General features: G+C 66.7%; 23 protein-coding genes. 8 read left to right on the forward strand and 15 right to left on the reverse strand.

Annotated features, from left to right (window positions below; all coding sequences use genetic code 11):
• Positions 1-15 precede the first annotated feature (15 nt).
• Positions 16-525: a hypothetical protein gene (locus tag ACLQ3I_RS04330; protein ID WP_425793078.1), complete on the reverse strand. Its 510-nt coding sequence runs from the start codon at positions 523-525 to the stop codon at positions 16-18.
• Between the two features lie 30 nt (positions 526-555).
• The gene (locus ACLQ3I_RS04335; protein WP_425793079.1) at positions 556-1,083 is read right to left on the reverse strand and encodes an XRE family transcriptional regulator; all 528 of its coding nucleotides are present in this window, start codon (positions 1,081-1,083) and stop codon (positions 556-558) included.
• A 318-nt stretch (positions 1,084-1,401) separates the two neighbouring features.
• Between ACLQ3I_RS04335 and ACLQ3I_RS04340 the strand changes: the two genes are divergently transcribed.
• Positions 1,402-2,337 carry a hypothetical protein gene (locus ACLQ3I_RS04340; protein ID WP_425800197.1) on the forward strand — a complete coding sequence of 312 codons (936 nt, stop codon included), beginning with the start codon at positions 1,402-1,404 and terminating at the stop codon, positions 2,335-2,337.
• A 24-nt stretch (positions 2,338-2,361) separates the two neighbouring features.
• Here the strand turns inward: ACLQ3I_RS04340 and ACLQ3I_RS04345 are convergent, their stop codons facing one another.
• Positions 2,362-4,014, reverse strand: coding sequence for a TM0106 family RecB-like putative nuclease (locus ACLQ3I_RS04345; RefSeq protein WP_425793081.1), 1,653 nt, complete (start codon positions 4,012-4,014; stop codon positions 2,362-2,364).
• Between the two features lie 175 nt (positions 4,015-4,189).
• Here ACLQ3I_RS04345 and ACLQ3I_RS04350 point away from each other — a divergent pair, with 175 nt between their 5' ends.
• Both ACLQ3I_RS04350 and ACLQ3I_RS04355 read left to right on the forward strand, forming a co-directional pair.
• The gene (locus tag ACLQ3I_RS04350) at positions 4,190-4,882 is read left to right on the forward strand and encodes a DUF6474 family protein (protein ID WP_425793083.1); all 693 of its coding nucleotides are present in this window, start codon (positions 4,190-4,192) and stop codon (positions 4,880-4,882) included.
• 93 nt (positions 4,883-4,975) lie between these two features.
• The gene (locus tag ACLQ3I_RS04355) at positions 4,976-5,686 is read left to right on the forward strand and encodes a hypothetical protein (protein ID WP_425800198.1); all 711 of its coding nucleotides are present in this window, start codon (positions 4,976-4,978) and stop codon (positions 5,684-5,686) included.
• On the opposite strand, the gene ACLQ3I_RS04360 is transcribed toward ACLQ3I_RS04355, so the two are convergent.
• Together ACLQ3I_RS04360 and ACLQ3I_RS04365 are read right to left on the reverse strand one after the other, a co-directional pair.
• Positions 5,683-6,531, reverse strand: a complete 849-nt coding sequence (locus tag ACLQ3I_RS04360; RefSeq protein ID WP_425793085.1) for an alpha/beta fold hydrolase — start codon at positions 6,529-6,531, stop codon at positions 5,683-5,685. The genes ACLQ3I_RS04355 and ACLQ3I_RS04360 overlap by 4 nt on opposite strands.
• A gap of 126 nt (positions 6,532-6,657) precedes the next feature.
• A complete protein-coding gene (locus ACLQ3I_RS04365; RefSeq protein ID WP_425800199.1) occupies positions 6,658-8,802 on the reverse strand; it encodes an ArnT family glycosyltransferase in 2,145 nt (714 codons plus the stop codon).
• 261 nt (positions 8,803-9,063) lie between these two features.
• Between ACLQ3I_RS04365 and ACLQ3I_RS04370 the strand changes: the two genes are divergently transcribed.
• Positions 9,064-9,591 carry an Rv1733c family protein gene (locus ACLQ3I_RS04370; protein WP_425800726.1) on the forward strand — a complete coding sequence of 176 codons (528 nt, stop codon included), beginning with the start codon at positions 9,064-9,066 and terminating at the stop codon, positions 9,589-9,591.
• A gap of 26 nt (positions 9,592-9,617) precedes the next feature.
• Here the strand turns inward: ACLQ3I_RS04370 and ACLQ3I_RS04375 are convergent, their stop codons facing one another.
• The 4 genes from ACLQ3I_RS04375 to ACLQ3I_RS04390 form a co-directional block, all read right to left on the reverse strand.
• Positions 9,618-9,950 (reverse strand): hypothetical protein, encoded by a 333-nt coding sequence (locus ACLQ3I_RS04375; protein WP_425793088.1) that lies wholly within the window; start codon positions 9,948-9,950, stop codon positions 9,618-9,620.
• Positions 9,951-10,005: 55 nt separating this feature from the next.
• Positions 10,006-11,508 (reverse strand): acyl-CoA carboxylase subunit beta, encoded by a 1,503-nt coding sequence (locus ACLQ3I_RS04380; RefSeq protein ID WP_425793476.1) that lies wholly within the window; start codon positions 11,506-11,508, stop codon positions 10,006-10,008.
• Between the two features lie 107 nt (positions 11,509-11,615).
• Complete coding sequence (locus ACLQ3I_RS04385) at positions 11,616-11,933, reverse strand: hypothetical protein (RefSeq protein ID WP_425800200.1); 318 nt, start codon at positions 11,931-11,933, stop codon at positions 11,616-11,618.
• Positions 11,934-12,265: 332 nt separating this feature from the next.
• Positions 12,266-13,060, reverse strand: a complete 795-nt coding sequence (locus ACLQ3I_RS04390; protein WP_425793090.1) for a YdcF family protein — start codon at positions 13,058-13,060, stop codon at positions 12,266-12,268.
• A gap of 280 nt (positions 13,061-13,340) precedes the next feature.
• Here ACLQ3I_RS04390 and ACLQ3I_RS04395 point away from each other — a divergent pair, with 280 nt between their 5' ends.
• Entirely contained in the window at positions 13,341-14,456 is a 1,116-nt protein-coding gene (locus ACLQ3I_RS04395; protein WP_425793091.1) for an esterase/lipase family protein, read from the forward strand.
• A 198-nt stretch (positions 14,457-14,654) separates the two neighbouring features.
• On the opposite strand, the gene ACLQ3I_RS04400 is transcribed toward ACLQ3I_RS04395, so the two are convergent.
• The 3 genes from ACLQ3I_RS04400 to ACLQ3I_RS04410 form a co-directional block, all read right to left on the reverse strand.
• Positions 14,655-16,208, reverse strand: coding sequence for a succinic semialdehyde dehydrogenase (locus ACLQ3I_RS04400; protein ID WP_425793092.1), 1,554 nt, complete (start codon positions 16,206-16,208; stop codon positions 14,655-14,657).
• A gap of 10 nt (positions 16,209-16,218) precedes the next feature.
• On the reverse strand, positions 16,219-16,830 hold the full coding sequence (gene rraA / locus ACLQ3I_RS04405) for a ribonuclease E activity regulator RraA (RefSeq protein WP_425800201.1): 612 nt from the start codon (positions 16,828-16,830) through the stop codon (positions 16,219-16,221).
• A 93-nt stretch (positions 16,831-16,923) separates the two neighbouring features.
• Entirely contained in the window at positions 16,924-17,505 is a 582-nt protein-coding gene (locus ACLQ3I_RS04410; RefSeq protein WP_425793093.1) for a TetR/AcrR family transcriptional regulator, read from the reverse strand.
• Between the two features lie 93 nt (positions 17,506-17,598).
• Here ACLQ3I_RS04410 and ACLQ3I_RS04415 point away from each other — a divergent pair, with 93 nt between their 5' ends.
• On the forward strand, positions 17,599-18,378 hold the full coding sequence (locus ACLQ3I_RS04415) for an SDR family oxidoreductase (protein WP_425800202.1): 780 nt from the start codon (positions 17,599-17,601) through the stop codon (positions 18,376-18,378).
• Positions 18,379-18,492: 114 nt separating this feature from the next.
• Positions 18,493-19,431 carry an MBL fold metallo-hydrolase gene (locus ACLQ3I_RS04420; protein ID WP_425800203.1) on the forward strand — a complete coding sequence of 313 codons (939 nt, stop codon included), beginning with the start codon at positions 18,493-18,495 and terminating at the stop codon, positions 19,429-19,431.
• 17 nt (positions 19,432-19,448) lie between these two features.
• Here ACLQ3I_RS04420 and ACLQ3I_RS04425 read toward each other — a convergent pair whose 3' ends face one another.
• The gene (locus tag ACLQ3I_RS04425; protein WP_425800204.1) at positions 19,449-19,946 is read right to left on the reverse strand and encodes a hypothetical protein; all 498 of its coding nucleotides are present in this window, start codon (positions 19,944-19,946) and stop codon (positions 19,449-19,451) included.
• Positions 19,947-20,114: 168 nt separating this feature from the next.
• The gene (lysX, locus tag ACLQ3I_RS04430) at positions 20,115-23,648 is read right to left on the reverse strand and encodes a bifunctional lysylphosphatidylglycerol synthetase/lysine--tRNA ligase LysX (RefSeq protein WP_425800205.1); all 3,534 of its coding nucleotides are present in this window, start codon (positions 23,646-23,648) and stop codon (positions 20,115-20,117) included.
• Between the two features lie 59 nt (positions 23,649-23,707).
• Between lysX and ACLQ3I_RS04435 the strand changes: the two genes are divergently transcribed.
• The gene (locus ACLQ3I_RS04435; RefSeq protein ID WP_425800206.1) at positions 23,708-23,920 is read left to right on the forward strand and encodes an RNA-binding S4 domain-containing protein; all 213 of its coding nucleotides are present in this window, start codon (positions 23,708-23,710) and stop codon (positions 23,918-23,920) included.
• Positions 23,921-24,435: 515 nt separating this feature from the next.
• On the opposite strand, the gene ACLQ3I_RS04440 is transcribed toward ACLQ3I_RS04435, so the two are convergent.
• The gene (locus ACLQ3I_RS04440; protein ID WP_425793101.1) at positions 24,436-25,248 is read right to left on the reverse strand and encodes a hypothetical protein; all 813 of its coding nucleotides are present in this window, start codon (positions 25,246-25,248) and stop codon (positions 24,436-24,438) included.
• Between the last annotated feature and the right edge of the window lie 234 nt (positions 25,249-25,482).

Consider the following 25,482-nt stretch of genomic DNA (forward strand, 5'->3'; position numbering starts at 1 on the left):
CCGACGACGATCACGCTACAGCCAGCCCTTGTGCCCGCCGAGGACACGCTGGATGCCACGCAGATGGGTGTCGTCCGGTGTCGATCCGACGGTCAGACGCGCCTCACCGGCCCAGTTGAGGATCATCGATGCCAGCATCTCGGCTTCCCATTCACGCGCGTCCGAATAGCACGTGTGGTTCAGCGCCGCGTCCGACTGCTCGTCGGAGGGGGTGGTGAGGGCCGACGCCGAGACCGCGCCCAGCATCTGGTGTCCGGCGATCAGATGTCCGAACTCGTGCACGACGATCTGATCCTGGTGCAGCTTGGACGTATTCGCCTGGTAGAAAAAGTAATCCGCGTCATCGGCGGCCAACCAGATCCCGTTGGGCACCCCGGCAGGGAGCGGGTGGGCGATCAGCCGGATGGCACGTCCCCGCTGCGCGCCGAAGCGGTCGCAGAGTTGGGTGACGTCGAGCGGGAGGTCGAGATCGAGACCCTTGAGCGTGTCACGGCACAATGCGCGGAGCGCACGCTGACTTCGCATGGATCAGTGGGCCTCGTCGAACAAGGACGTTCAGTCCACCGCTCGCGCGCCCACGACGCGCAGGCGTGCTTCCTCCGTCGCGGCGTCGGAGATCCCCGCAGCGAGGATGTCCGGCGGATCCTTGGGCAGCCCCTGCTGCTCGCGCAGGACCTTGATCAGCTCGTTGACGACGGTGACCGAGTCGCTCGACAGTCCGGCCAGACGGAATGCCGCAAGCTGGACGTTGGTGTCGGCCTGCAGGCGCATCAGGTCGATCTCGTCGCGCGTCCGCTGCGCCGCCCGATCCTCGAGGAAATAGTGGACATCCACGCCGAACGCGGCGGCGATGCCCTCGACCGTCCGGAACGACGGCGACTTGGCCTTACCCGAGCGCAACTGACTCAAGTAGGACTCGCCCAGGCGAAATCCCCTCTCCGTCGACCGCGCTGCGATCGCTTTTGCACTGTAGGCACGGCCATTGGGTCCCGGAACCGTACGGAACAGTTCCTCGAGACGGCGTGCGAACAATCCTGGGTCCAGTGCTTCTCGTGGTGCGGAGCCGATCCCCTCGACGTTCATTCGACGGTCGCCCCCTACTGACACATCCGCAATTCGTGAAGTCATTCTTCTCCCCGGCAAATTCAAAGCTTGAACTTGCAAACATTTAAGACCGGCGTGCATCGTGGATGCAACGCCCGTTACGATTTGAACGTACCTGAACGCATCCCCCCACGCGTATCACCTGTGCCGATGCTGTAACGATTGCCCGGTGTGGCATTCTTCACACTCGATCGTGAATAACCTGTGGTGGCGCAAATCCGAGCTTACCGGAAGATGAACTCTGGGCGACCATAAGTCGATCATCGTTGCAGGACACGCACCGAACCGGGGGGTCCGATGAATCACCGAGCCGCGCGTCGAGCCGCGCCGCGCCGACGTATCGGTGCGCTCACGGCCGCCACCGCGCTGATCGCCACCACCGTGCTCGGCATCGGTGCGGGCGTCGCGTTCTCGGCGCCCGATTCGTCGTCGGGATCCGGAACCGGTTCCGGATCGCACAGCGGTTCCGGATCGCACAGCGGTTCCGGATCGCACAGCGGTTCGGGTTCCGGGAGCAGGCCCGGCCGGGGCGGCCACGATCACAGTGGTGACGACCAACCTGGTCACCACCAACCCGGTGACGACGAATCCGGGGGCGACGAATCCGGAGACGACGAATCCGGTACCGGCGGCGCGACGACGGGCCACCCCGAACCGACGCCAGGGCCCACGGACACCACCGACCCGACCCAACCCACGACCGAGCCCACCGAGCCCACCACTTCCACGGACGACGACGACGCACCCGCGGCCGTCTTGCCGTCCCGTCCCCCGCTCTTCACCTCGACCCCGCAGACCGGCGGACGTATGCCCGGCAGCTCGGGCGACGGGAGTACGAGCAGGGATGAGAACGGGCCCGCGAGCCGCGCAGATTCACATCAGGGCGGCGCAGCACCGGGTGCCGAGGTCCCCGGCCTCCCGACTGCCGACGCAGCGGGTCCGGCTCCCGCCCGAGCACAGGGTGTGGGACCGACGGCCGTCCCACCGACGACTGCCCGACCAGCAGGTCCGCCGCCGGCGCCCACCCCCCGGGCGTCGACGCCGAACTCGAACCAACCCGCACTCGCTGCCTCCCGGCCGACTGCGGCACCGCCCGCTGCCGACGACAGCGCGCTCGCCACGGCGCGGCGCATCATCCTCGGGCTCGCACCCGGGGCCCTTCTGCTGCTCGGTGCGGTCGCCCTGCTCGGGAGCGGCTCGTTCCTCGAGGCGCTGCGCGCCACGCGATCCTGATCGTCGCGGGAGCGACGGACGGGCTCAGCGGTCGCGGAACTCGAGCACCGTGTCCTCGTGGGGGACTTCGCCTTTCGCCGGGCCGTCGATCCATTCGCGCAGCACCTTGGTGGCGCGGACATCGTCCTCGTTGTACTCCAGCAGTCGTTGCCGCTGCGCCGGATCGGGGGTGGCGCCACCCAGACCGACGGCGTCTCGATACCAGTCCATCGACGCCTCGCCGCTCGCCTCGGCATCGCGCCAGGTGAAACCGGCGACCGGTGCGACTCGTTTGAGCCCCTTGCCGTTAGGACAGATGAAGTTGCGACCGACCGCCTCGTAGATGTCCACCCACTCGTCGGAGGCGATGAACTCTTCGACCTCGGCGCGCGGCGGTACCCCGTCGTCGCCGGCGAAACGCCGCGCGGATCCCAGCAGCCACCGGTTCTCGGCCTGCTGTGAGTAGCAGTATGCCGCAAAGGTTTTCCCGGCGGCGCGGGCCGCTTCACGTTCGGCGGTGAGCCAGCCCCAGAACTCTGCGAACGATCTGCCCTCGTCCCGGGTGGGGAGCGGCTCCCACGTGGCGAACGCCCGATACCGGACCTCGCGCGACGGATCGGCGTTGTCGGTCAGCAGGGTGCCCCACAGGTAGGCGCCATGTTCTCCGTAGCTCTCCATGTCCACGTCGACCTCGACGTCGGCCCGATCGACCTGCGGCTCTTCCAGGCGACGGATGAGCGGGATGTCGGTGAGCCAGGCGATCGCGTTCAGCACCGCGTCGTCGAACCGGATGTTTCCCGGCCAGTCCGTCGGTGGGGCGCCGCGGAATTGGGCCAGTTGGTCGATGGTCGTGATCCCGATCTCGCCCAGCGCGATGCTCTGGTTGCCGCCGACGACGAGACTCACGTCTCGGCGCTCTTCGAGTTCGGGCCCACAGCGCGGCCACCACGGACAGCTCCGGCACTCGCCGATGCGGCGCGGCGTGGTGGGGATGGTCTGCCCGGCGATCGCCATCCGGCGTTCGAACGTCTCGGCGTAATCCTCCAGCAGACCGGCCATCTCGAAGACGACGATGCAATCTGCGTCGATCCCGATGACACCGCCCCTGAGATCCACCAGGTCGGCCGAGGGCGTCAACCCGAGGTCGAGCAACATCGCGGTCAGCTGAGCCAGCCGCAGTTGGTCGCGACGCTGATTACGCGCGTTGCGGGACGCGTCCGGTCGCGGTGCCCACGTCCAGACGGGACTCGTCAGCGTCGAGCCGCCGTTACCGCCGTTTCCGGGTTTCACGTCGTAGCTGACCCGATGGTTCACCACGATCACCGGGACGTAGCCGGAGCCGTTGCGAATGAGCAACTCGGCGTGCCCTCGCCTGCCACGTTCGCGGTCGGTCGGCAAGGTGGCGTTCCAGATCCAGGGGGTCTCGGCGGCGCACGCGGCCATGGTGGCCGCGACGCGTGTCGCATGGTCGGACGTCGGGTCGACCAGCACGACCGTGCCGGGTGGCTGATCGCTGTGCAGACCGCGCACCATGTCGCGCACCCCGCCGCGATGGTCCGCGGCGGCATCCTTGCGCCGCTGCGCCTCGGGCGTATCGGGACGCGCACGGACGAGGTCGGGGTGCGACTGGTCGAGCGCGAGACGATGTTCGCAGCCCGCGAGATCGCGCGGGTGCAAGACCACTGCCGCTGCTGCCACTCGCCCATCCTTTCCGACATCGGTCCGTGCCTCGCGTCGTGCACCGACGCTTCGCGCGGGACCGCCCTCGTCGAGCCTATGTAATGCTTGTACCGATGCACGCACTCCCGCTCGGTTTCCGAGCCGGGTGGTTATCTCAAGCTCCGGGACACCGCACAGGAGGTAGGTTCCTCAGATGGGATTGTTCTCGTCGGATGGCAAGACTCGCGCCCAGCGAAAGGCCGAGGCCAAGGCGCTGAAGACCAAGGCCAAGTTGGAGGCCAAGCTCGAGGCGAAGAGTGCGCGGAGGTCGGACAAAGCCCGACGCCGCGCCGACCGTAAGGACCACGCCAAGGAGTTGAAGCAGGAGCGCAAGACCACCAAGGCGGCCGGCAAGGTCCAGCAGAAGGTGGCGAAGGCCGACGCCAAGGCGACCGCGGCCAAGGCGAAGGCCGACGCCGACGCCCAGGCGTTCAGCCCGGCAAGTGTCCGCCGTTATCTGACCGTCGTGCGGCTGCTGTCGCCCATTGTCGTGCCGATCGCCTATCGCGCGGCGGTGGCGGCGCGCGGTCAGGTCACCGCGCTCCAGGCGAACCGCGCCGGTGTCTCACCGGATGTGCTGCGTCAGTTCTCCGGCCACGGCGCGACGCTGTCGGCACGGATCGCCAGCACCCGGGCATCGCTGGAGAAGGTCGCCACCAAGGACACCTCCGACGAGGGTTCGGCGTTCGTGTCCGCGATGGCGACCCGTCTCGACAACCTCGCGATCGCCGTCGACGCCGCGGAGGCCATGCCGGCGGCTCAGCGCCGGACCGCACACCAATCGATCGAGTCAGAACTCGAAGCCATCGAGGCGGACATCCTGGCACGGCTCGGCGTGCGCGCCTGATCCTCCGTCGCGCGGTGCGTGACCACGCCGACGTCGTAAAATGGGGCCCTACCCGCCGCACCGATTCACCACGCAAGGGAGCGTGAGCAGCAGATGACCGACTCCGGCCCGAACAACACTCCCCAGGACTCCCCGTCCGACGACTCGGCGTCCGAAGTGGCCGGGTCGCCGGAGTCGGCAGGTACCGAGGCCGGCGAGAGCGCACCGGCCACCGAGACGCCTGCCGAGAAGGCACCGCCGAAGAAGGCTGAGCCAAACAAGGCCGCACCAAACAAGGCCGCAGCCAAGAAGCCGGCTGCGAAAAAGGCGCCGGCCAAGAAAGCGCCTGCGAAGAAGGCAGCAACACACAAGGCCGCGGCAAAGAAGTCACCCGCCCAGAAGCAGGCGACCGACAAGCAGGCGGCCGAGGAGCAGGCGGCACGGGAGACAAAACCGACGAGCGAGACGCCGGCCGAGCCGGACCCGCCGGCACCGCCCGATACCCCCGCACCGAAGCCCGACGTCGCCGCACCGAGGCCTGCCGCGCCCAAGTCCGCACCGCCCAAGCCCCCTGTCAAGAAGAAGGCGCCGACCGGACCGTCGGGTCCCGCGTCGACCGCACCGTCGGCCCCGCCGTCGCGTCCGTCTCCGGCCGTCGTCGACGCCGTCGCCGAATCCGATGCGCAGCGAGCAACCTTCGCGCAGCTCCGGGCCGGGGCGCCCACCGAGCTCCCGTCGGCGAACCGGACGGTCCCGATCGCCGCTGGCGCGGCGCTCGCCGCCCTGGTGGCGATCCTGATCGCGGTATTGCGGCGCCGCCGCTAGGTCGACTGGACCGCCACGCGGTCGAGGATCGCAGACGCAACCTCGGCAGGCCGGTTCTCCGGCAACCAGTGGTCGGCTCCGTGGATGACGCGGAAGTCGTATGGCGCGTCCACCCAGTTCGCGGTCATCTCCGCACCCGTGCGACCGAGCGCGAAATCGCCGTCGCTCCACAGGTATGTGGTCGGGACGACGATCTTCGGGAACCGCCGATCCTCGCGCGTCCCGAGAGGCAGGCCGCGGTACCAGTTCAACGCCCCGGTCAGCGCACCCGAGGCGACGATGTCGTCGTAGAGGCGACTCGCGAACGGCTCCGGCAACCCGATCCTCTTCCCACCACCGGCCGACGGCCGAAAAACCCTGGACAGGAACAGTTCCGGGATCTTCGGCAGGTTGAAGAACGCCATGTACCACGACCGGAGCAGCTGTCCGCGTGGCATCGCGCGCAGAAATGCGGCCGGATGTGGCACCGACACCGCGGTCAGCGTGCGGATCCGATCGGGATGCGCGCCCGCCACCGACCACGCGACGGCAGCTCCCCAGTCGTGGCCGACCAGGTCAACCGACTCGACGCCCAGGGCGTCGATCAGCGCGACCACGTCGCCGACGAGCTCACCCATGCGGTAATCGCGACGAGCGCTCGGTCGCGCGCGCGGCGAATAGCCACGCTGGTCCGGGGCTATCGTTCGAAAACCCTTGTCGTGCAACAGCGGTGCGACCAGTTCCCAGGCCGTCGCGCGTTGTGGGAAGCCATGCAGCAAGACGATCGGAACGCCGTCGATCGGTCCGCTGTCGATCACGTCGAAGACGTAGGGGCCATTGGCGAACTCGGTGAGTCGGTCGGTCATCGTCGTCATCCTTCCCCGGTGAATGACCCGACAGTACCTGCCGGAGAAACACCGACGATGCGAAGAGCCGCCCACCCCTGAGGGTGAGCGGCTCTTCCTTGTCGCTGGTCGGTCGAGGGCGTCGGATCAGTTGAGCTTGTAGACCGTCGTCCCGCCGACTGTGGTCGCGGTGTAGTTCTGCGCGACCCAGGTGGAGATCTCGGAGTTTCCGCCGGGACCGCCCTGTCCGCCGCCACCGATGTAGTAGCCGATCTTGCCGGCCTTCACGTAGTCGATGAACTGCTGCAGGGTCGGAGCGGGGTCTCCGCTCCATCCACCGATGGCCATCACCGCGGTGCCCGTGGCGATCTCGATGCCGGAGGCGGATTGCGACCCGTTGGTGGCCGCCGACCACGTGGCGTCCGAGGACTTCAGCAGGGCGACGAGTTCGGTGTTCGACGAGATGTCGCCACCCATGCCACCACCCATGCCGCCACCACCGGACGGGCGCTGGCCCTGACCACTGTTGGTCGTGGTGCCGCTCTGCGTTTGACCACCCTGGGCCTGACCGCTCTGGGCCTGACCGTTCTGGGCCTGACCGTTCTGGGACGGCGGAGTGCTGCCGTTCCCGCCGGGAGCGTTGCCACTCGGCGCGTTGCCACCCGGGGTGTTGCCACCGCCGCGGTTTCCACCGCCTCCGCCGGGTCCGCCCATGCCGCCACTTTCCATGGAGGTGCTGACCGCGGTCGGGATCGATCCGGTGTGTGCGGTCGCGGCGGTCGCGATCGCGAATCCGACGCTGCCGCCGGCCCCGGCGAGAGCACCGACGATCACGGCGCCTGCCACGGCCTTACGCCAGGCCATCACGCTGCCCACGAGCAGCATCACCACGCTGATCACCGCCACCGCACCGATCAGCCAACGGCACCAGACGGGTCCGAAGTCGTTGCGGTTCAGCAGGACGATGGACCACCAGCCGGCGAGGCCGATCATCGCGGCCAGTGCGATCCGGCCGTCCCAGTGATCCCGTCGCCGCCAGGCGAACACGCCGCCCATGCCGATCATCGCGCCGATCGCCGGCGCCAAGGCCACCGTGTAATAGGGGTGGATGGTGCCGCTCATGAAGCTGAAGATCAGTCCGGTGATCACCAGCCAGCCGCCCCAGGCGACCACGGCGCCACCCTCGACACGGCTGATCCCGTTGGTGAAGCGGAAGATCGGGAAGCTACGCAGCCCGAGGTAGATCGCGAAGGCGAGTGCGAGCAGGGCCACCGGGAGCAACCACGAGATCTCGTTGCCCATCTCCGAGCTGAAGAGCCGGTTGAGACCGGTCGAACCTCCGAAAGAACCGCCGGCCTGTCCACCACCGGGGCCGCCGCCCCCACCGGCGCCGCCTCCGCCACTGATGCGGCCCACGCCGTTGTAGCCCCACACCAGATCCATGAAGGTGTTGTTCGTCGAGCCGCCGATGTACGGGCGCGCCGAGGCCGGCACCAGGATGGTCGCCAGCACAAACCAGCCCGCCGACACGATGAGCGCGACGGTCGCACCGATCAGGTGGCCGATCCGCTTCCACCAGCCGTTGTCGGCGAACATCAGGTATGCCAACCCGAAAGCGGGCAGCACGAGCAATCCCTGCAACATCTTGGTGAGGAAGGCGAAGCCCAGGGCCACACCGACCAGCGCGAGCCAACGGCCCGAGTTCGTCCCGATCGCCCGGATCAACGCATAACCCGCGGCCACCATCAGCAGGACGAGCAACGCATCCGGGTTGTTGAACCGGAACATCAGCGCCGCAGCCGGGGTGAAGGCGAGCACAGCGCCCGCGATCAGGCCTGCGGCAGTGCCGTGGCGCGCGTCGGTGAAGGTACGTCGCATCGCGCAGTACAGGAGCGCGACTGCGGCCACCCCCATCAATGCCTGCGGGACCAGCACCGCCCAGCTGTTCATCCCGAACACCCGCACCGACAGGCCGGTCACCCAGAGGGACGCCGGCGGCTTGTCGACCGTGATGAAGTTCGCCGAATCGAGCGATCCGAAAAACCAGGCCGTCCAGCTCTGCGAGCCCGCCTGGGCGGCCGCCGCGTAGAAGGTGTTGGCGTACCCGCTGGCCGCCAGGTTCCAGAGGTAGAGCACGGCGGTGGTCACCAGCAGCCCCGTCAGGGCGAACGGGCTCCAGGCCACGGCGCGCTTGGGCCGCGGTTTCTCGCCGGCGTGGCGGCCGCGCGCTCCGGCCGGGGGTGGCGGTTCGCCGGGTGTCGTCGCACCCGGGCGTGCCAGCACTGTGGTCATGGGTCCTCCTGTGTCGGATGTCTTGATCCCACAGTGGGGCCTGCGACTCACGCCAGGCTGGACGATGACTGGGAGAACCCTGTGAGCGCCGACGCCACGTTGCAGCGTGTCATGTCCATCACAGAAATGACCGTGTACACGGTCGTCGCTCGCCATTCCGCCGTTTTCGGCAGATGCTGGAGGTACAAGGTCCCGGATCAGATCGACACCATGGGGAGGACGAACGGTTTGCGGTACGCGCTCGGCACGATCGGCGGACGGATGCCATGGTCGTCCAATCCGCTCCTGCGGCGAGGCGACCGGATGGTCGCAACCGTTGGGCTCGTGACTGCTGTCGTCGCGCTTCTCGCCGTCCCCCTGGCGGTCCTCGTGGGGTGCTCGACGTACGGCCAGGTGTCGGCGCGCGCCGCATCGACCACGCCGGTGACGGCTCGCGTGGTCGACGTGCTGCCCGCCGACCCGACCGCACTGGACACCGGGGCCACGGTCAGGTGGATGGACGACGGCGTGGCCAGGACCGACACCACATCGGTGCCGTCGACGACCCGTGCCGGCACGACGACCCGGATCTGGACGGATTCGTCCGGCAACGTGGTACCGCAGCCACCGGACAGATTCGGACGAGTGGCCGGTGCCGCTGCGGTCGGGGTGTTCGGGTGGCTCACGATCGCGGCACTACTGCTGGCCGGCGTGCGTCTGGTCGGCCTGGGGGTGGCACGACGTCACGCGGACCGCTGGGACGTCGAGTGGCGGCAGGCGAGCGCCGCGGACGGCTGGGCGTCACACTGATCCCTCGTGACACCGCGGGTCGGTTTTCATCCTGCGCTGTCGATGACAAGTGTGGGTGCAATGTCGTTGGTCAACAACATGCGGGATCCGATCAGGTGTCCGCGGATCTGCGGATCGGACGTCGCGGCGATCTTGCGGGTGATGACATCGACGATGAGATCGCGGATGTCGGGTTCGGTGACGTTGCTCGTGTCGCCCCAGTTCTGGGGATCGGCATCGTTGAGCAGGATGGCGACCGCCCGGTGGACGCGCCGTTGGCCGGGGGCGTCGACGCAGATGGTGGCCAATCGGTGGTGCTGGGAAATCAGCCCGCGGAGCTCGGTGCGGGCGCAGACGGCAATTGCGTGGTGACGGGTCATAGTGTGCTCGTTCGTGTGTGATGGTCTCGGCCGTCGTGTCTCTGGGACGGCGGCGCTACAGGGGCATCAGGAGATGTTTACGAGTGCTGCGTGGGCCATCCTTGTCGGCGAGCATCGCCAGCGATCTGCGTAGCTCGAGTCTGGTCTGGGACGGTTCGATGACGGCGTCGATGTAACCTCGCTCGGCAGCCACCCACGGGGTCGCGACAGTCGTGTTGTACAGATCGATCATCTGCTGTCGGACGGCGGCCCGATCGGCCTCCGGCACCGAGGCGAGCTGGCGGCGTTGGGTGAGGCTGACCGCGGCTTCACCACCCATGACGGCGATTCGGGCGGTCGGCCAGGCGAGGTTGATGTCTGCCCCGAGTTGTTTGGAACCCATCACCGCGTAGCCGCCGCCGAATGCCTTGCGGGTGATGACCGTGACGATCGGTACGGTTGCTTCGACGACCGCGTAGAAGAAGCGCCCACCACGTTTGATGACGCCGATACGTTCTTCCTCGACCCCCGGCAGAACTCCGGGTGTGTCGACGACGAAGATCAGCGGCAGTCCGAACGCGTCACAGAGACGAATGAAGTGGGCGGCCTTGTCTGAGGCGCGCGCGTCGATCGCGCCGGCGGCCACCTGCGGCTGGTTCGCGACCACACCTACGCTTCGCCCATCGACTCGAGCGAATGCGGTGATCATGTTGGCGGCCACACCATCGCCGATCTCGTGTAGGTCTCCGTCGTCGAAAATTCGTAGCAAGACGTCGAACATGTCATACCCGACGTTGTGCTCGTCGGGAATCACACGATCGAGTTCGCGGTCGGAATCGGTGATCTCGGGTTCCAGTCCCGGATTGACCAGCGGTGCGCGTTCGAAACAGCTCGACGGCATGAAGCGCAGATATGCCCGCGCCCAATCGAACGCCTCCTTTTCGTCTTCTGCGACATGGTGGATGTTGCCGTTGTGGGCTTGGTTGACGGCACTGCCGAGTTCGTCGAGCGTCACTTCTTCGCCCGTCGTCTCCCGGATCACGTCAGGGCCGGTGACGAACATGTGTGACGACTTCGTCGCGATCAGGACATCGGTGTTGATTGGCGAATAGACCGCTCCTGCAGCGCATTTGCCCAGCATCACCGATACCTGGGGCACCAGACCCGACAAATTGTGTTGACGCCGGCTCACCCACGCATACCAGGCCAGGGATGTGACGGCGTCCTGGATGCGGGCGCCACCGGAGTCGTTGATGGCGATGAACGGGCATCCGACTGTGGCGGCGGTCTCCATCGCGCTGGCCACCTTACGGCCGAACATCTCACCGACCGAGCCACCGAAGACTGTTTGGTCGTGAGCGATCACCACGGCCGGTCGGCCCTCGATGGTTGCATGGCCCGTGACCACACCGTCGCCGTAGAGAGCACCCGGGGATCCGGGCTGCTTGACCAGCGCCCCGATCTCCACAAAGCTCCCGGCATCGACGAGCATCGCAATCCGCTCGCGTGGACTGGGAATCCCCTTCAGCTCTCGCTTCGCGACTCCCGCAGCGCCGGCGGGCTCCCGGGTCTGCGCCATTCGGCGATACAGCTCCGCGAGCTTGTCGGCGGTCGTTGCGGGTGCCGCCGCGACCTCGGGCGTGGCGACCAGCCCGCCGCGTTGGAATTCGCCAAGTGCTTGTGTGGTCATGTCGTCACTTCCGAGATGAGGTCCGTAGGGCTTCCGGATGCAGTCCGGTCGTGCGTCCCAGGGTTCGACGCATTGGGCGAGTCGGCGACGAGCCGCGCAAGCGCTTCGATCTGTTCGGAGTTGTGGCACAACACCTTCGACGGCACAACCGAAATAGCGAAGCGAAACGCGAACGTTTCGGGGGCGTCGAGCACTGCGTCGAAGCCTGGTCTGACGACCGGTTCGAGGACGTCGAACGCCTCCGCTGGGTACCTGGCAAAGTATTCGTCTCGGTCCGGGCCATGGGCACGGCTGATGATGAGTGAATCTGGCATGAGCTCCCCCCAAGGCCGGTGAGCCTCGTACGCACAGCCAGCTGAACGCACGACGAACCCGCTGGCGCGGTCGACGGACCGGGCCTGTGACCAAATTGGTGCTGAAAACTGTTGTTGAAGAATGTTTCTGCGGACTGCATAGGCGGCGGTCGGGCCCCCGGCCGAAATGGATACCGACCCCCCGGTGCCCTTACCGACGGGTAACTTACTGGCGCGTAACCGTCACATTAAGGCACCGGCTCCAAGCTGTCCAGAGGCCGACCCAGATGAATCCACTCGACCTTCGTGAGTGAGCGTTCGGTCGTGCACCTGGGACACAAGGACTTCCACCGTCATGCGGGCGTACTGACGCCGGCGATCGGTATTCCGTGGACTTCGCGGCGGAAGTCGTGGGTGGCACGGGCGACGTGGTCAGGACTGGTGACCAGAACTGCGCCCGTGGAATGCCCTGCGACCAGGATTCGGGCGCAGTTGCGCGCGTTCTCGACGGTGTTTCGAGAGCGGTTCTCGGTTGCGATGCGAGCTGGGGCTATCTGGTGGTCGACCAGCCACGTTTTCATTGCCTGAGCTTCGGTTCGGCCGTGTTGCGGGTTGCCACCGGTCGTGATCACCCAGGCCTGCGGGAACTCCCGCGCCAGCCGCAGGGCTGCGCGCAGGCGCGAGACCAGCACCGGCTTCATCGAGCCGTCGCGGTTGAGCGCAGCGCCGAGCACGATGACGCGGGTCCCGAACGGGTCGATACGCAATAACGGCGGCGCGTTCACCGGCGGCCGCCGAGGAGCACGCGGATGCGGTGCCACAGCACAGGGATTTGCCGACCCCGAATTGACGAGTTCGCACAGGCCCGATGCCCACTCGACGTGGCGTGGAAACACCTCCGGATGCGGCGATGCCTGCGGTGCGGCATGGCCGAGTCCCGTGAGCATCATGACGCCGACGATCGTGATCGGGCAGCGAAAAATATAGTGCCGATTTGGCATTGACGGTTCCTCCCCATGAACGCGCAGCGAGACCGGGTCCGAAGGCCCGCCATTCGATGCCCCCCGGGCAGCGCGTGAGACCAGATCGTAAGAGCACTTTTCGCCAAGCGCCAGGGCCGATCTCCGTTCCAGGGCAGACCAGCCCATACGCGCCGTTGGGCAATTGACCCAGTCGTGTGTTCGGATTGTGCGCTACGTCAAGTTCATTGCGCAACAGCGGTTTTCAATCCCGTCTGACCAAGCGCTCGGTCAAGTTGTTCGAGAGACTGATTCGCGATTAGCGATACCAAAATTCCTGAATTCCTTCATCTTTCGGAACTGGTATGTGTAGCGTCTCCTGCGGAATATGCGTGGCCGCAACAGCACAATCGCATTGGGGGATCGGTTGTGATGCGGACACCGACATCGAGTGGGGGAGTTGAGAATCATGCGTCAATCCGTCCTGTCGCGAGGATCGTGGGGCCGACGGCTGGTAGGGGGAGCCGTCGTCATGGCCGCGGCCCTATCAGTAGGACTGGGAACAACGGTGCCCGCATCGGCCGCCAGTCAGCAGGAGTTGAACTCCACGATCAAGTCCGGTCTGAAGAAGAACGTCGCCGACGACGTCATCCTCAGCGGTTCGAGCACGTCCAAGGTGCCGACGGGGAGCGGCAAGGAGGAAGACGACTTCTGGAAGGCCTTCGGCAACGGATTGTCGAACCCCGACGTCGCCCCACCGGGTACCAACGACTGGAACTGCAAGGCCTCGGACGGGAAAGATCCCGTCGTCCTGGTGCATGGCACGTGGGAGAACGCCTATAACAACTGGGCCTACCTCGCGCCGAACCTCAAACGAGCCGGTCTGTGCGTCTATGCACTGAACTACGGGATCCTCGGTCTCGGCCAGGGTGGCGGACTGGGGACGGTGTTGCCGGGCGCCTATGGCACCGGCGACATCGCGCAGTCGGCCAAACAACTCGCCGCCTTCGTCGATCGCGTCCGCGCATCCAGCGGAGCGTCGAAGGTCAACATGGTGGGTCATTCACAGGGCGGATTGACCGCACGCCAGTACCTGAAGTTCGACGGTGGCGCCGGCAAGGTCGATCACCTGGTGACCCTCGGTGCCACCAACCACGGCACCACGCTGGTCGGGATCGGCGCACTGGGACGCACCATCAACAACCTCGGCATCGATGTTCTCGGTCCGGTCGCGCTCGGGGTCGGCGTCTCGGGTATCCAGCAGGTCTACGATTCGCGGCTGCTGAAGAAGCTCAACGCCGGCGGCGATACCGTACCCGGCGTGAAGTACACCGTTGTCGGTTCGAGGTATGACGAGGTCACCACGCCGTACGACTCGACCTTCCTCACGGGGCCCGACGTCCGCAACATCACCCTGCAAAACGGATGCGAGATCGACACCTCTGATCACCTCGCACTGAGCTACTCAAAGCGAGCAGTATCCATCGTTCTCAACGCATTCGGGGCGAAGATCGCGACCACGCCCGGCGGGCCTGCGCTGCCGGTACCCGTCGTCTGCGGTCCGAACGGGTGGCTGATCGGCTGACAGCCCGCGAGAGCTGACGCTGCGACCGGCGAGTCCGAACAACGGGCTCGCCGGTCGTACGTTGTACACCGAACGCGGGCCGTTCAGACCGGGGCCAACACTTGTGCCCGGCCCCGCCCGCGAGGTCGGCACCGTGACCACTGGCGCACTGCTCGGCCAGAGCGGAAAGCCCTTCGACAACATGGGGTTCGCTCTGCGCTACCGCCCTGGCAGGTACTTCAGAGCGCGAATCGCGTACGGCGTGATGGCCCGGTAGACGCCCTGCGGGATGCCGGGTGCGCGGTCGATGCCGATGAAGCGCTGTTCGGCGACGGTCTGCGGCTCCGTGTACTTGAGCAGCCCCTCTTCGCCGTGTCGGCGGCCGACACCTGAGATGCCCATGCCCCCCATGGGCGCAGCGGTCGACGCCCACGCCGCGGCATAGCCCTCGTTGATGTTCACCGTGCCGGCGCGCAACCGGTCGGCGATCTCGTTTGCCTCGGCACTGCTCCCCGCGAACACGCTCGCGTTGAGTCCGTAGGCGGTGGCGTTCGCCAGCTTGATCGCCTCGTCAGTGGAGTCGACGGGGTAGATCGACACCACCGGTCCGAATGTCTCGTCGGCATAACAGGTCATCTCGTCGGTGACGTCGGCGAGCACAGTCGGCTCGAAGAAGAACGGACCCAGGTCGGCACGACGACGACCTCCGGCAAGTACCTTCGCCCCCTTCGACACCGCGTCCTGCACATGGGCTTCGGCCGTGTCGATCTGTGCGGCCGAGGCGAGTGATCCCATGTCGGCGCCGAAATCGTAGGAGGCGTCAAGCTTCATCGCGGCGACGTACGCCGCGAACTTCTCGGTGAACTCGTCGGCGATCGCCTTGTCCACGTAGAGCCGCTCGATGGAGATGCAGAGCTGGCCGGAGTTGGAGAAGCAGGCGCGCGCGGCGCCCTGGACCGCCCGGTCGATGTTGGCCTTGGCGGTGACGATCATCGGGTTCTTGCCGCCGAGTTCCGCGGAGAAGCCGATCAATCGGCGTCCGGCCTGCTCGGCCAGCGTCGCGCCGGTTGTCGATGACCCGGTGAACATCACGTAGTCGGTGGTGGCGACGATCGCCTGGCCGACAACACTTCCCGGTCCGGGCACCACCGCGAACAGCTCCCGCGGCAGGCCGGCCTCGTAGAGCAGTTCGGCGAGTGCCAGTGCGCAGTAAGGGGTCTGGCTGTCGGGCTTGATCACCACGCCGTTGCCGGCGAGCAGTGCGGCCACCGCGTCCGACACCGCCAAGGTGAGGGGGTAGTTCCACGGGCTGATCACGCCGACGACGCCCTTGGGCTGGTACCGAACCCGCACGCTCGTCGCGCCGGGCAGCATGCCCTTGACCTTGTGGTCGGCCAGGGACCTGGGGCCTGTCGTCGCGTAGTGCCGCGCGGTGAGCGCGACGTCGATGACCTCTTCCTGCGCGTAGATGCGCGCCTTGCCGGTCTCGGCCTGCGCGATGTCCATCAGGTCGGCGGCGTGGGAGTGGACGAGTTCAGAGAACGCGGCGAGCACCTCCGCCCGCTGCGCCGCGGTCCGCTGCGCCCAGCCCTCCTGGGCCGCGCGCGCACGCGCGACCGCGGTCTCCAGATCCTCGGCGGTACCGACCGGGATGGTCGCCATCTCCACACCGCTGAACGCCTCGAGGACGGGGCGGGTGGGACGCGCGGCCGCGTCGTCGATGGCCACCAGTGCGGCCAGCCGGCGGAAGTATTCGGGCGTGGGCTTTCGCATGATCGGTTCCTCAGCTCTCGGTGGAGGCGGTGTCGGAGGGGTCAGCGGTCTCGACGGCAGCGGTCTCGACGGCAGCGGTCTCGACGGCAGCGGACCCGGCCGCGTCGACGTCGGCGGTATCGGTGTCGGTGTCGGACTCCGGGCCCGCGACGATGACGATGCCGTCGTCGTCGGAGTACACGATGTCGCCGGGGTTGAAGGTCTCGCCGCCGATGGTCAGCGGGATGTCGCGGTCACCGACACCGGTCTTGGTGGACTTGCGCGGGTTGGTACCCAGCGCCTTGACGCCGATCTCCATCTCGCCGATCGCCTTGGCATCGCGGATGGCGCCGTTCACGATGATCCCGGCCCAGCCGTTGGAACGCCCGAGTTCGGCGATGATGTCACCGACCAGTGCCGTGTGCACCGATTCCGCACCCTCGACGACGAGCACGCCACCGGGGTTGGACTCGGAGAGGATCGATTTCAGCAGGGCGTTGTCCTGGAAGCACTTGACCGTGGTCACCCGCCCGACGAACTCACGGCGGCCTCCGTACTGGGTGAACTGGGTATCACAGCTCCGGACGAGGTCGCCGATCTCGTCGACGAGGTCAGCGGTCGGAGTGAAGGTCGACTCGGTCATGGGACTCAGTTTAGGCCGACCGAGCGGTAGATGTTACCGGTGGGTACATCTACCGACACGGCGTGCAGCGCACATCCCGAGTTCAACGGCCGACTACTGCGTCTCGCGACTCCGAAGCCCGGCCATCACCACGTCGAGCATGCGTCGGGTGCGATCTTCCCACGCGTCGTCGAGGTCGACCCGCCAGAGAAACCCCACCAGGAGCAGCACTTCGTCGGGAGCGATGTCGTTGCGCAACGAGCCGTCTCGCTCTCCTGCGTGGAGCAGGGAGCCGATCGCGCCGACGACCGGGCCATACCCCTCCGCGGCGAGCTCGGTGTACATCGCGGTGTGGATCGCATCGGCCAGCCCGTGCTTGATCCGGCCGTATTGGGCGAGCTGGTCGAACCACAGCCGCAGGGCGACGTCCGGACGGTGATCGGCAAGGAGAGCCGGAGCCGCGTCGACGAGGTCGCGGACGTCGTTGCGGTGCACCTCCATGACCAGGGTCTCGCGGTTCGGAAAGTGTCGGTACAGGGTTCCCTGGCCCACGCCGGCGGCCTTCGCGATGGCATGTAGCGACACGTCGCGGTCGGCATCGAGGGCCGCGCGAGCGGCGTCGATGATCAGTCCGCGATTGCGCTCGGCATCCCGGCGAGCCGGACGTTCCTCGTTCACCACCATCACCTCGCTCATCGGCCACCCCGACTCCAGATGACAAAACGGACAGTTGTCCGATAAAGTCGGAGGGGTGCGGACAATTGTCCGCTTCAGCCTACGGGAGAGCAGATGACACAGCAGCACCCCACCGACCTGGCCGACCCCAGCGACGTCGCAGACCAGGGCACCATCGCCGGCAAGGTCATCGCGATCACCGGCGCGAACAGCGGGATCGGCGCCGCGATCGCCGAGCATCTGGCGCAGCGTGGTGCGTCGGTCGTTCTCGGTGCGCGGCGCGCGGACCGGCTCGCCGAGGTGGTCGAGCGGATCGATGCGGCCGGCGGCGTGGCATTCGGGCTCGAGGTCGACGTCCGACAACGGGCCGACGTCGCGCGGCTCGTCGCGACCGCGCAGGAGCGCTACGGGCGCCTCGACGTGCTCGTGTCGAATGCGGGCAGTATGGCGATCTCCGGATTCGACGAGCTGCGCCAGGACGACTGGGACGATATGGTCGCGACGAATCTGACCGGGGTGCTCAACGGGATCGGTGCCGCCCTCCCGGTGTTCCGCGCGCAGGGGTCGGGACACTTCGTCCACATGGCGTCGACGTCCGCACACCGGATCGTCCCCACCCAGGGCGTGTACGCCGCGACCAAGACGGCGGTCCGCGTCCTCTCGGAGGCGTTGCGTCAGGAGGCCGGCCCCGATCTCCGCGTGACCGTCGTGTCCCCGGGCATGACGAACACCGAGTGGGTGCGCTCCGCGGCGGCCGACGACGACGCCGCCTCCTATGTGAGGTCAATCGCCCAACCGCCGTCGGCGATCGCACGGGCAGTGGCGTACGCCATCGAGCAGCCCGCCGGAGTCGATGTCGGCGAGATCATCGTCCGACCCACCGCGCAGAGCTGATCGCAATCCCGCCGCCGGTGGCCGATCCAAACCTGGCCGGTATCCGGCGTCGGGTAGCGTCGGTCACGGTCGCCCGTCCACAGCACGCAAGCACGCCGACCGAGGAGCGTCGACATGTCGAGCGCAGATCTCCCGTCACCTTCGCCAGGACTGCGCGACATCATCGCCGCGGCTGCGCATTTCACCCGCGGCATGGTGCGGCCGCGGCCCCCTGATCAGCGACTGCTCGCATCGATCGTCGACGTCGGCTTACCGGACGGTGAGCGGACAGTCCGTGTGCGCGCGCTGCCACAGGTCTCTCGCCAGGTGCCCGCGATGGGGGTCGTCGAGGGGGCTGCACCGTATCGGCGGCTGCCCTCTGCCATGACCACCTTCGTCGTCGAGCATCCTGATGCGACCTTTCTGGTCGACCCCGGCTACTGCCGAAACGCCCGCCGACGCACGATCGCAGAATTGCCGCCGTTGACTCGCCTCCTGGTCACACCACCGGCGGCGACGATGAGCAGTCTGGATGCCCTGACCAGCCGACCACCATCCCGCACACCTGACTTCGCCCTTCCCACGCACGCCCATTGGGATCATGTCTGCGGACTGCTCGATTTCCCGGGCATGCCGGTACACCTCAGGAAATCCGAACGCGACTGGCTCCTGGGGCCCGATCGTCCGCCGGTGGGTGGCGTACGCCCCACCGTCACCGACGGACGTCCATCGGAGATCTACGAACTCGACGGTCCGCCCGTGGCCACGTTCGCGGCCAGCCACGATCTGTTCGGCGATCGCTCGGTGCTGGTGGTCGATCTGGCCGGGCACACCCCGGGCAGCGTGGGCATCCTCGCCCGGACCCTGAAGGGTTGGGTACTGCTCGCCGGGGATGCGGCGTGGCATGACGAACAGATCGAACGACTCCGTCAGAAGCCGGCGTTTCCGGGCGAGTTCGTCGACGAGGATCGTGAGGAGGCGTTCGCCAGCTTGCACCGTCTACACCTCGCTCGTCACCTCATGCGAGTGATTCCGACCCACGACTCCGACGCATCCGGCCACATCTGCACCTGATCGGCCGCGGCCGCCGCTCAGTTCTCACACACCAGATCCGTCGACGACTTCACATACGGCGGCGAAGAGTACGGCTGCACGATGGCCGACACCCACTTTTTGGCCATCGGCGACCACACCGGGTCCTTCCGGACACCCATGGCGAAGCAGCCGCCCCGGCGCACCAACAGGTCCAACCCGGTATCCGATCGGAGCCATGCACCGACCCCGGCGAACGGGAGATCCGAGTCGGCGAACGGCGGCACCAATCCGGATGCGTCGATCGCCCTGGTCTGAGCGGCGTTGAACAGCGTGTTGTACTCCATCCAGACGCCGGCCTGTGGCCAGTAACGGTGCCGGTAGATCGCGGGGAACGAGGCCCAACTACCGCCTGCGGGAACGCGCAATCCGGACAGGATCACTCCGGCCTTGCCCGAATCGACGCCACCCGGTGAAGCAGTTGCGGTCGAACCGAGTCCGGCCACCAATGCGGCGGCCGCAATGGCCACCACCAGCACTCGAACAACTGATCTCATGATCCGTGTCCTCTCGCGCAATCCGGCGACCTCCGGCCGTGGCCGAGATCTGCCCGCATGGCCGTCCGGCGGTTCAGCTCAGCAAACAGTATTTGCCATCGCGGACACAAGGGCGATTGTGCCAGGCGCCGCCTGATCGCGCAGCGCCATCGGACAACCCGACTGGCCTCAGCTTTCCTGCGGCTTGGCCAGCGGGAACGCCAAGGACTCGCGGATCGACTGCCCGGTGATCAACATGACGACGCGGTCCACGCCCACGCCGAGACCGCCGGTGGGCGGCATCGCGTACTCCAGCGCCTGCAGGAAGTCCTCGTCGAGTTCCATCGCCTCGGGATCACCGCCGGCCGCCAGGACCGATTGATCGGTCAGCCGCTTGCGTTGCTCGACGGGATCGGTCAGCTCGGTGTAGGCGGTGCCGAGTTCCACGCCCCACGCGACGAGATCCCAGCGCTCGGCCACCCCGGCGCGCGATCGGTGCGCGCGGGTGAGCGGCGAGGTCGACGTCGGGAAGTCGGTGTAGAAGGTCGGGAAGGTGGTCCGGTCCTCGCCGAGGTGCTCGTACAGTTCGAGCACCACCTGGCCGGCGTCCCAGTCGGGGCGATGGGCGATGTCGAGCCGGTCGCAGATCGCGCGCAGCATCTCCACCGAGGTCTCCGGCGTCACCTCTTCACCCGCTCCCTCGGACACCACCTGATGCACCGTCTTCACCGGCCACGCACCCGAGATGTCCACGCGCTCTTCGTTTCCGTCTGCGTCCGTCCGCACGATCACGGGTTCGCCATACGCGGCAACCGCCGCGTGTTGGATCATCTCCCGGGTGAGGTCGAGCATCTTCAGATAATCACTGTGCGCCGCATAGGCTTCCAGGCTGGTGAACTCGGGGTTGTGACTGAAGTCGACCCCCTCGTTGCGGAAGTTGCGGCCGATCTCGAACACCTTCTCGACGCCGCCGACGCACAGCCTCTTGAGATAGAGTTCCGGCGCGATGCGCAGGTAGAGATCAAGGTCGTAGGCGTTGATGTGCGTCTGGAACGGGGTGGCATTGGCACCGCCGTGGATCTGTTGCAGGATCGGGGTCTCCACCTCCAGGAAACCGCGTTCCGCGAGGAAGTCTCGCAACGACTTGACCACCACACTGCGCGTCTCGAGCAGCTCCCGGCTGCGTGGGTTGATCGCCAGGTCCACATAGCGCTGACGTACCCGGGCCTCCGGATCGGTCAGACCACTCCATTTGTCCGGCAGCGGCCGCAGACATTTGCCGTTGAAGCGCCACGCGTCGATGAGGATCGACAGCTCGCCCGACCGGCTGGTCCCGACCACACCACGTGCCTCGATCAGGTCACCCAGGTCGACGTCGGCACCGAAATCCGGTGTGCCCGGGATCAACCGTGACTCCTCGACCAGGACCTGCACCTGCCCCGACCAGTCGTGTAGGTCGGCGAAGACCACCTTGCCGAAGTCGCGAAGCCGGGTCACGCGCCCCGCGATGGTCACCACGGCGCCCTCCGGCTCGGCGACCGCCTGCACGATCGTGTGGGTCGGCGCATCAGCCGGGGGATACGGATCAAATCCCGCCTCGACGAGGCGCTCCATCTTGGCCAGGCGGACCCGAACCTGCTCGGGCCGATGCACATCCACCTGGTTGGCATCTGCCTCGGCCGCGAACTCGGCGATCAGTGCGTCGACGTCCACGCCGGCCGGGATCGACGACGCACCCTCGATGTAGTGCCGCGCGCGGCCGATGCGCGGCAACCGGACGAAGCCCTCGGTCACGATGGCCGCGAGTCCGACCCGGGGCATCACGCGGGCGTCCTCGAAGCACAGATACCGGGGCTGCCAGTCCGGCCGGTACTTGGCGTTCGACTTGTACAGCGACTCCATCTGGAAGAACTTCGATCCGAACATCAGGACGGAGTAGGTCGCGCGCATCACCGGCCCGGCGCCGATCTCGGCGCCGTGCTCGAAGAACGCGCGGAAGGTCGCGAAGTTCAGCGAGATCTGGGTGATGCCGTACTGCTCCGAGTTCTTCGCCAGTTCGGTCACCATCGTCTCGACGATGCCGTTCACCGAGTTCCGGTCCCGGCGCATGACGTCGAGGGAGACCCCGGTCCGGCCCCACGGGACGAACGACAGCATGCCGACGACCCTCTCCCCTGGCTCACCCTCGTGCTCGACGGCCTCGACGAGGAGACAGTTGCCGTCGGACGGATCGCCGAGTCGACCCAGGGCCATCGCGAAGCCGCGCTCCTCGTCCGTGTCGCGCCAGGCATCGGCGCGCGCGACGATCTCCGCCATCTCGGACTGTCCCCCGCCTGCCTTCCCGCCGACCGTGCTCGCCTTCCCGTCGATCGAGCCTGCCTTCCCGCCGACCGTGCTCGCCTTCCCGTCGATCGAGCCTGCCTTCCCGCCGATCGAGCCTGTCGAGATCTCGCCGTGGCGCCGGATGCGCACCGTGATCCCCGCGCGCTTCGTCCGGGTGACGGCCTGCCGGACACCCTTCATCGCGGGCCCGTTGATGCTGTAGTCGCGGGTGTAGAGGATCGCCTCGTCCCCGATCGAGAACGAGCCGAAGCCGGCCGCGTCGTAGGCGGTCGCGCCGCGCGCGCTCGACCCCATCGCCGCGGGATGCCAGCCGTATCGGTCGCAGAGGGTGAGGAACTCGGCCACCGCGTCGTCCCAGGACTCCGGGTCGCCGATCGGATCGCCACCGGCGAGCCCCACCCCGAGTTCGACACGATAGGTGAGTGCCGCGCGACCGTCCGGCGCGAAGACCACCGCCTTGTCGCGACGGGTGGAGAAGTACGCGAGCGAATCGTCGTCGTTGAAACGGGTGATCAACGCCCGGATGAGCTTCTCGTCATCGGCGGTGATCAGGGATCGGAGCCGCACCGACCGGAACAGCACGATCGCCGCCGCGATCAGCGCCAATGCACCGAACAAACCGAGCAGCCCATTGATCGGCGGAAAGCTGTGCCGCCCGTCGAAGGTCGCCTCCTGATCGATCGACCCGAAGGCGACGACCCGGTTGATGGCGTACGGCAGACGGTCAGAGCGCGTGAGGGTGTGCGGGAAGAGCCACACCAGACCCCAGCCCAGCAACGTGCCGACGACGAGGCCGCCGAGCAACACACCGACGGCCCGCAGGACCGCGCCGCGCCGGACACGCGTGTGGAACTGCTTGTAGGTGGCGATCAGATAGATCAGCGCGGCGAGATCGGCGACGATGCCGATCCACAGGTTGATGCGATCGTTGTCGGTGACCGCGAGGTCGTCGGCGAGCGCCGGGATCAGGTACAGGGCGTTGCCCAGCGTGTACAGGACGAGGTAGACCACGCAGATCCACCACGCGATGCGTTTGCGCATCGACAACGCGAACGCGACCAGACCCAGGACGAAGGCCCACGCGAAACTGGTGTCGGGCAGGGTGATGACAAAGGTGTCCACGTAGTCGCGCGGCACGTGGATCAGGTGCCGGAACCACGGGAAGATGCTGGACAGCAGTGCGATCGTCGCGAGCACGCCGACGACGGTCCCGGCGATCCGTGGCGCATGTCGCCCGAACCCGTGCGGCGTGCGGATGCTCTCGATCAGGGCGCGCGATCGCCGCGCGGCCGGCGTGTGCGTGCGCGGAGTGGAATCGATCGTCTCGTGCTCAGAGGTGCTCTCGGCAGCACGTTCTGAGCGCGGCGCTTCCAACGTCATGGATAGACGTTAGCCGTCCGGACTCGCTCGGCAGGCCATCGTTGGGCAAGATGGTTCCGATGTACGACATACCCATCCGCGACGGCTCGATCCGCCTGGGTCAGTTCTTGAAGCTGGCGAACCTCATCGACTCGGGCGCCGAGGCCAAAGGCGTGATCGCCGACGGGCTGGTGTCGGTCAACGGGGAGGTGGAGGATCGTCGAGGTCGGCAGCTGGAACCGGGCGACGTGGTGGAGATCGGCGGTCAGTCCGCGCGTGTCACCGCGGAATGATCAGTGACCGGCACCGATCATTCCGCGTGGTGATCACGTATGAAGTCGTCGGAGTTCGGCTTGGGTGACGAGGCGCTCGGCCTCGGCGGGAAAGGCGCGGGTGGTGGCGCGCGCGCGGCCGAATCTGCCGCCGGTGATGGAGCTCAGCATCGAGCTACGACGTGGACTGGAGGACGCATTAGCCAACCTCATGACCAATCACTTCCCTGATTCGCTACAACGGACTCGATCTTCGACTTACTGTAATCGGTCGGTCGGTCGCACCCAAGTCATTTGGTCCATCGAAGAACGTATTCTCCGCCACACCTGAACTCCGATTCGCCGGGTCCGCCCGCCGATATGTCAGCCATCCGGTACATCGATGATCCCACGGCGGCTGTTACATCCCTGGTAGCGACGGGCAGAGATCTCGTGCGTGCATCACCGCACGACGTGGCCGACGCCTTCCACATCTCGCGCCGACCACCGTGTCCGAAATGGTGGCGTCGGACCGGATCTTCTGTGCGTCGGCACCGTCAACGGACTGATGCTTGTGCGGGTTGGTCATCGCGTTGTTCGATCCGATCGACCTTCGTGAGGCTCAAGTAGGTCACCAAGATCAGCATCACCACGAGGAACACGACGTTGGTCGCCGTGGTACCAAGACCGATACCGCCGGCATCGGCCGGCTGCGTCAAAAGGTCACCCAGCGAAGCCCCCAGCGGACGCGTGACGATATAGGCGGCCCAGAAGGCGACGACTGCGTTGAGACCCAACAGAAAGTGCCCGGCAGCGATCGCACCGATCACCGCCGCGAAGATCGCCAACGAGGTCAGGTATCCGAGGGCCAGCTTCTCGGCGACCATGTCGCCGGCAGCAGTCCCCAATGCGAACGTGACGAGAATCGCCAACCAGTAAAAGGCTTCTCGGCGACGGGTTCGGATCGAATGGATCGAGAGCGTATGTTCCGTCAGATACCAGGCAGAAAAGACCAGCACGAGTGCCACCGCGAAAACGGTCGTCGACACCGCGAGTGGCACTCCGTATCTGTCGGTGAGATTGTCTGTGATCAAGGTTCCGGTGACGCTGATCAACAGCACAGTCCACCAGTAGACCCCCGGTATGTAGCGGTTCACCCTGAACTGTACGGCGAGGGTCACGACGAGCAGTGCGATCGCGACCAGGGTCGTCGACTGAAGTCCCAGGCCGAGGGTCATGTTGACGTAGTCCGCGGCCGTCTCGCCGACGGTGGTGGCGAGGACCTTGATGATCCAGAAGTAGACCGTCACCTCCGGCACCTTGCTCAGCGCCGGCTGTACCCGAATCCGGTCGATGTCATCGATGGGCATGGGGATCATCCGTCCTGTTGTTCAGTGCGACCGGATGCTCGACACCGAGTGCACTGCGACGGTATGCAAGTCCGGCGCCGGCCGAAATCACAACCGCGCGCATCGATGTCGCCGTCAGACACCATCCGGGGCGCGAGCGCATTCTTCCATCATGTGGTGCTGACACTTAATGGACGCTGAGTCGTCCGGTGGCGGGACGAGTGGCGGCACATGACTCAGCACCTCCTCAGCATG

Origin of the sequence: Gordonia sp. DT101 (genome assembly GCF_049844895.1) — a bacterium.
In the GTDB taxonomy this organism is placed as follows: domain Bacteria; phylum Actinomycetota; class Actinomycetes; order Mycobacteriales; family Mycobacteriaceae; genus Gordonia.

Excerpts from the sequence above, each read along its gene's own strand:
- ACLQ3I_RS04330 (WP_425793078.1), bottom strand. The coding sequence starts at position 525 with ATGCGAAGTCAGCGTGCGCTCCGCGCATTGTGCCGTGACACGCTCAAG.
- ACLQ3I_RS04335 (WP_425793079.1), bottom strand. The coding sequence starts at position 1,083 with ATGAACGTCGAGGGGATCGGCTCCGCACCACGAGAAGCACTGGACCCA.
- ACLQ3I_RS04340 (WP_425800197.1), top strand. The coding sequence starts at position 1,402 with ATGAATCACCGAGCCGCGCGTCGAGCCGCGCCGCGCCGACGTATCGGT.
- ACLQ3I_RS04350 (WP_425793083.1), top strand. The coding sequence starts at position 4,190 with ATGGGATTGTTCTCGTCGGATGGCAAGACTCGCGCCCAGCGAAAGGCC.
- ACLQ3I_RS04355 (WP_425800198.1), top strand. The coding sequence starts at position 4,976 with ATGACCGACTCCGGCCCGAACAACACTCCCCAGGACTCCCCGTCCGAC.
- ACLQ3I_RS04360 (WP_425793085.1), bottom strand. The coding sequence starts at position 6,531 with ATGACCGACCGACTCACCGAGTTCGCCAATGGCCCCTACGTCTTCGAC.
- ACLQ3I_RS04365 (WP_425800199.1), bottom strand. The coding sequence starts at position 8,802 with ATGACCACAGTGCTGGCACGCCCGGGTGCGACGACACCCGGCGAACCG.
- ACLQ3I_RS04370 (WP_425800726.1), top strand. The coding sequence starts at position 9,064 with ATGCCATGGTCGTCCAATCCGCTCCTGCGGCGAGGCGACCGGATGGTC.
- ACLQ3I_RS04375 (WP_425793088.1), bottom strand. The coding sequence starts at position 9,950 with ATGACCCGTCACCACGCAATTGCCGTCTGCGCCCGCACCGAGCTCCGC.
- ACLQ3I_RS04380 (WP_425793476.1), bottom strand. The coding sequence starts at position 11,508 with ATGGCGCAGACCCGGGAGCCCGCCGGCGCTGCGGGAGTCGCGAAGCGA.
- ACLQ3I_RS04385 (WP_425800200.1), bottom strand. The coding sequence starts at position 11,933 with ATGCCAGATTCACTCATCATCAGCCGTGCCCATGGCCCGGACCGAGAC.
- ACLQ3I_RS04390 (WP_425793090.1), bottom strand. The coding sequence starts at position 13,060 with ATGGGCTGGTCTGCCCTGGAACGGAGATCGGCCCTGGCGCTTGGCGAA.
- ACLQ3I_RS04395 (WP_425793091.1), top strand. The coding sequence starts at position 13,341 with ATGCGTCAATCCGTCCTGTCGCGAGGATCGTGGGGCCGACGGCTGGTA.
- ACLQ3I_RS04400 (WP_425793092.1), bottom strand. The coding sequence starts at position 16,208 with ATGCGAAAGCCCACGCCCGAATACTTCCGCCGGCTGGCCGCACTGGTG.
- rraA (WP_425800201.1), bottom strand. The coding sequence starts at position 16,830 with ATGACCGAGTCGACCTTCACTCCGACCGCTGACCTCGTCGACGAGATC.
- ACLQ3I_RS04410 (WP_425793093.1), bottom strand. The coding sequence starts at position 17,505 with ATGAGCGAGGTGATGGTGGTGAACGAGGAACGTCCGGCTCGCCGGGAT.
- ACLQ3I_RS04415 (WP_425800202.1), top strand. The coding sequence starts at position 17,599 with ATGACACAGCAGCACCCCACCGACCTGGCCGACCCCAGCGACGTCGCA.
- ACLQ3I_RS04420 (WP_425800203.1), top strand. The coding sequence starts at position 18,493 with ATGTCGAGCGCAGATCTCCCGTCACCTTCGCCAGGACTGCGCGACATC.
- ACLQ3I_RS04425 (WP_425800204.1), bottom strand. The coding sequence starts at position 19,946 with ATGAGATCAGTTGTTCGAGTGCTGGTGGTGGCCATTGCGGCCGCCGCA.
- lysX (WP_425800205.1), bottom strand. The coding sequence starts at position 23,648 with ATGACGTTGGAAGCGCCGCGCTCAGAACGTGCTGCCGAGAGCACCTCT.
- ACLQ3I_RS04435 (WP_425800206.1), top strand. The coding sequence starts at position 23,708 with ATGTACGACATACCCATCCGCGACGGCTCGATCCGCCTGGGTCAGTTC.
- ACLQ3I_RS04440 (WP_425793101.1), bottom strand. The coding sequence starts at position 25,248 with ATGCCCATCGATGACATCGACCGGATTCGGGTACAGCCGGCGCTGAGC.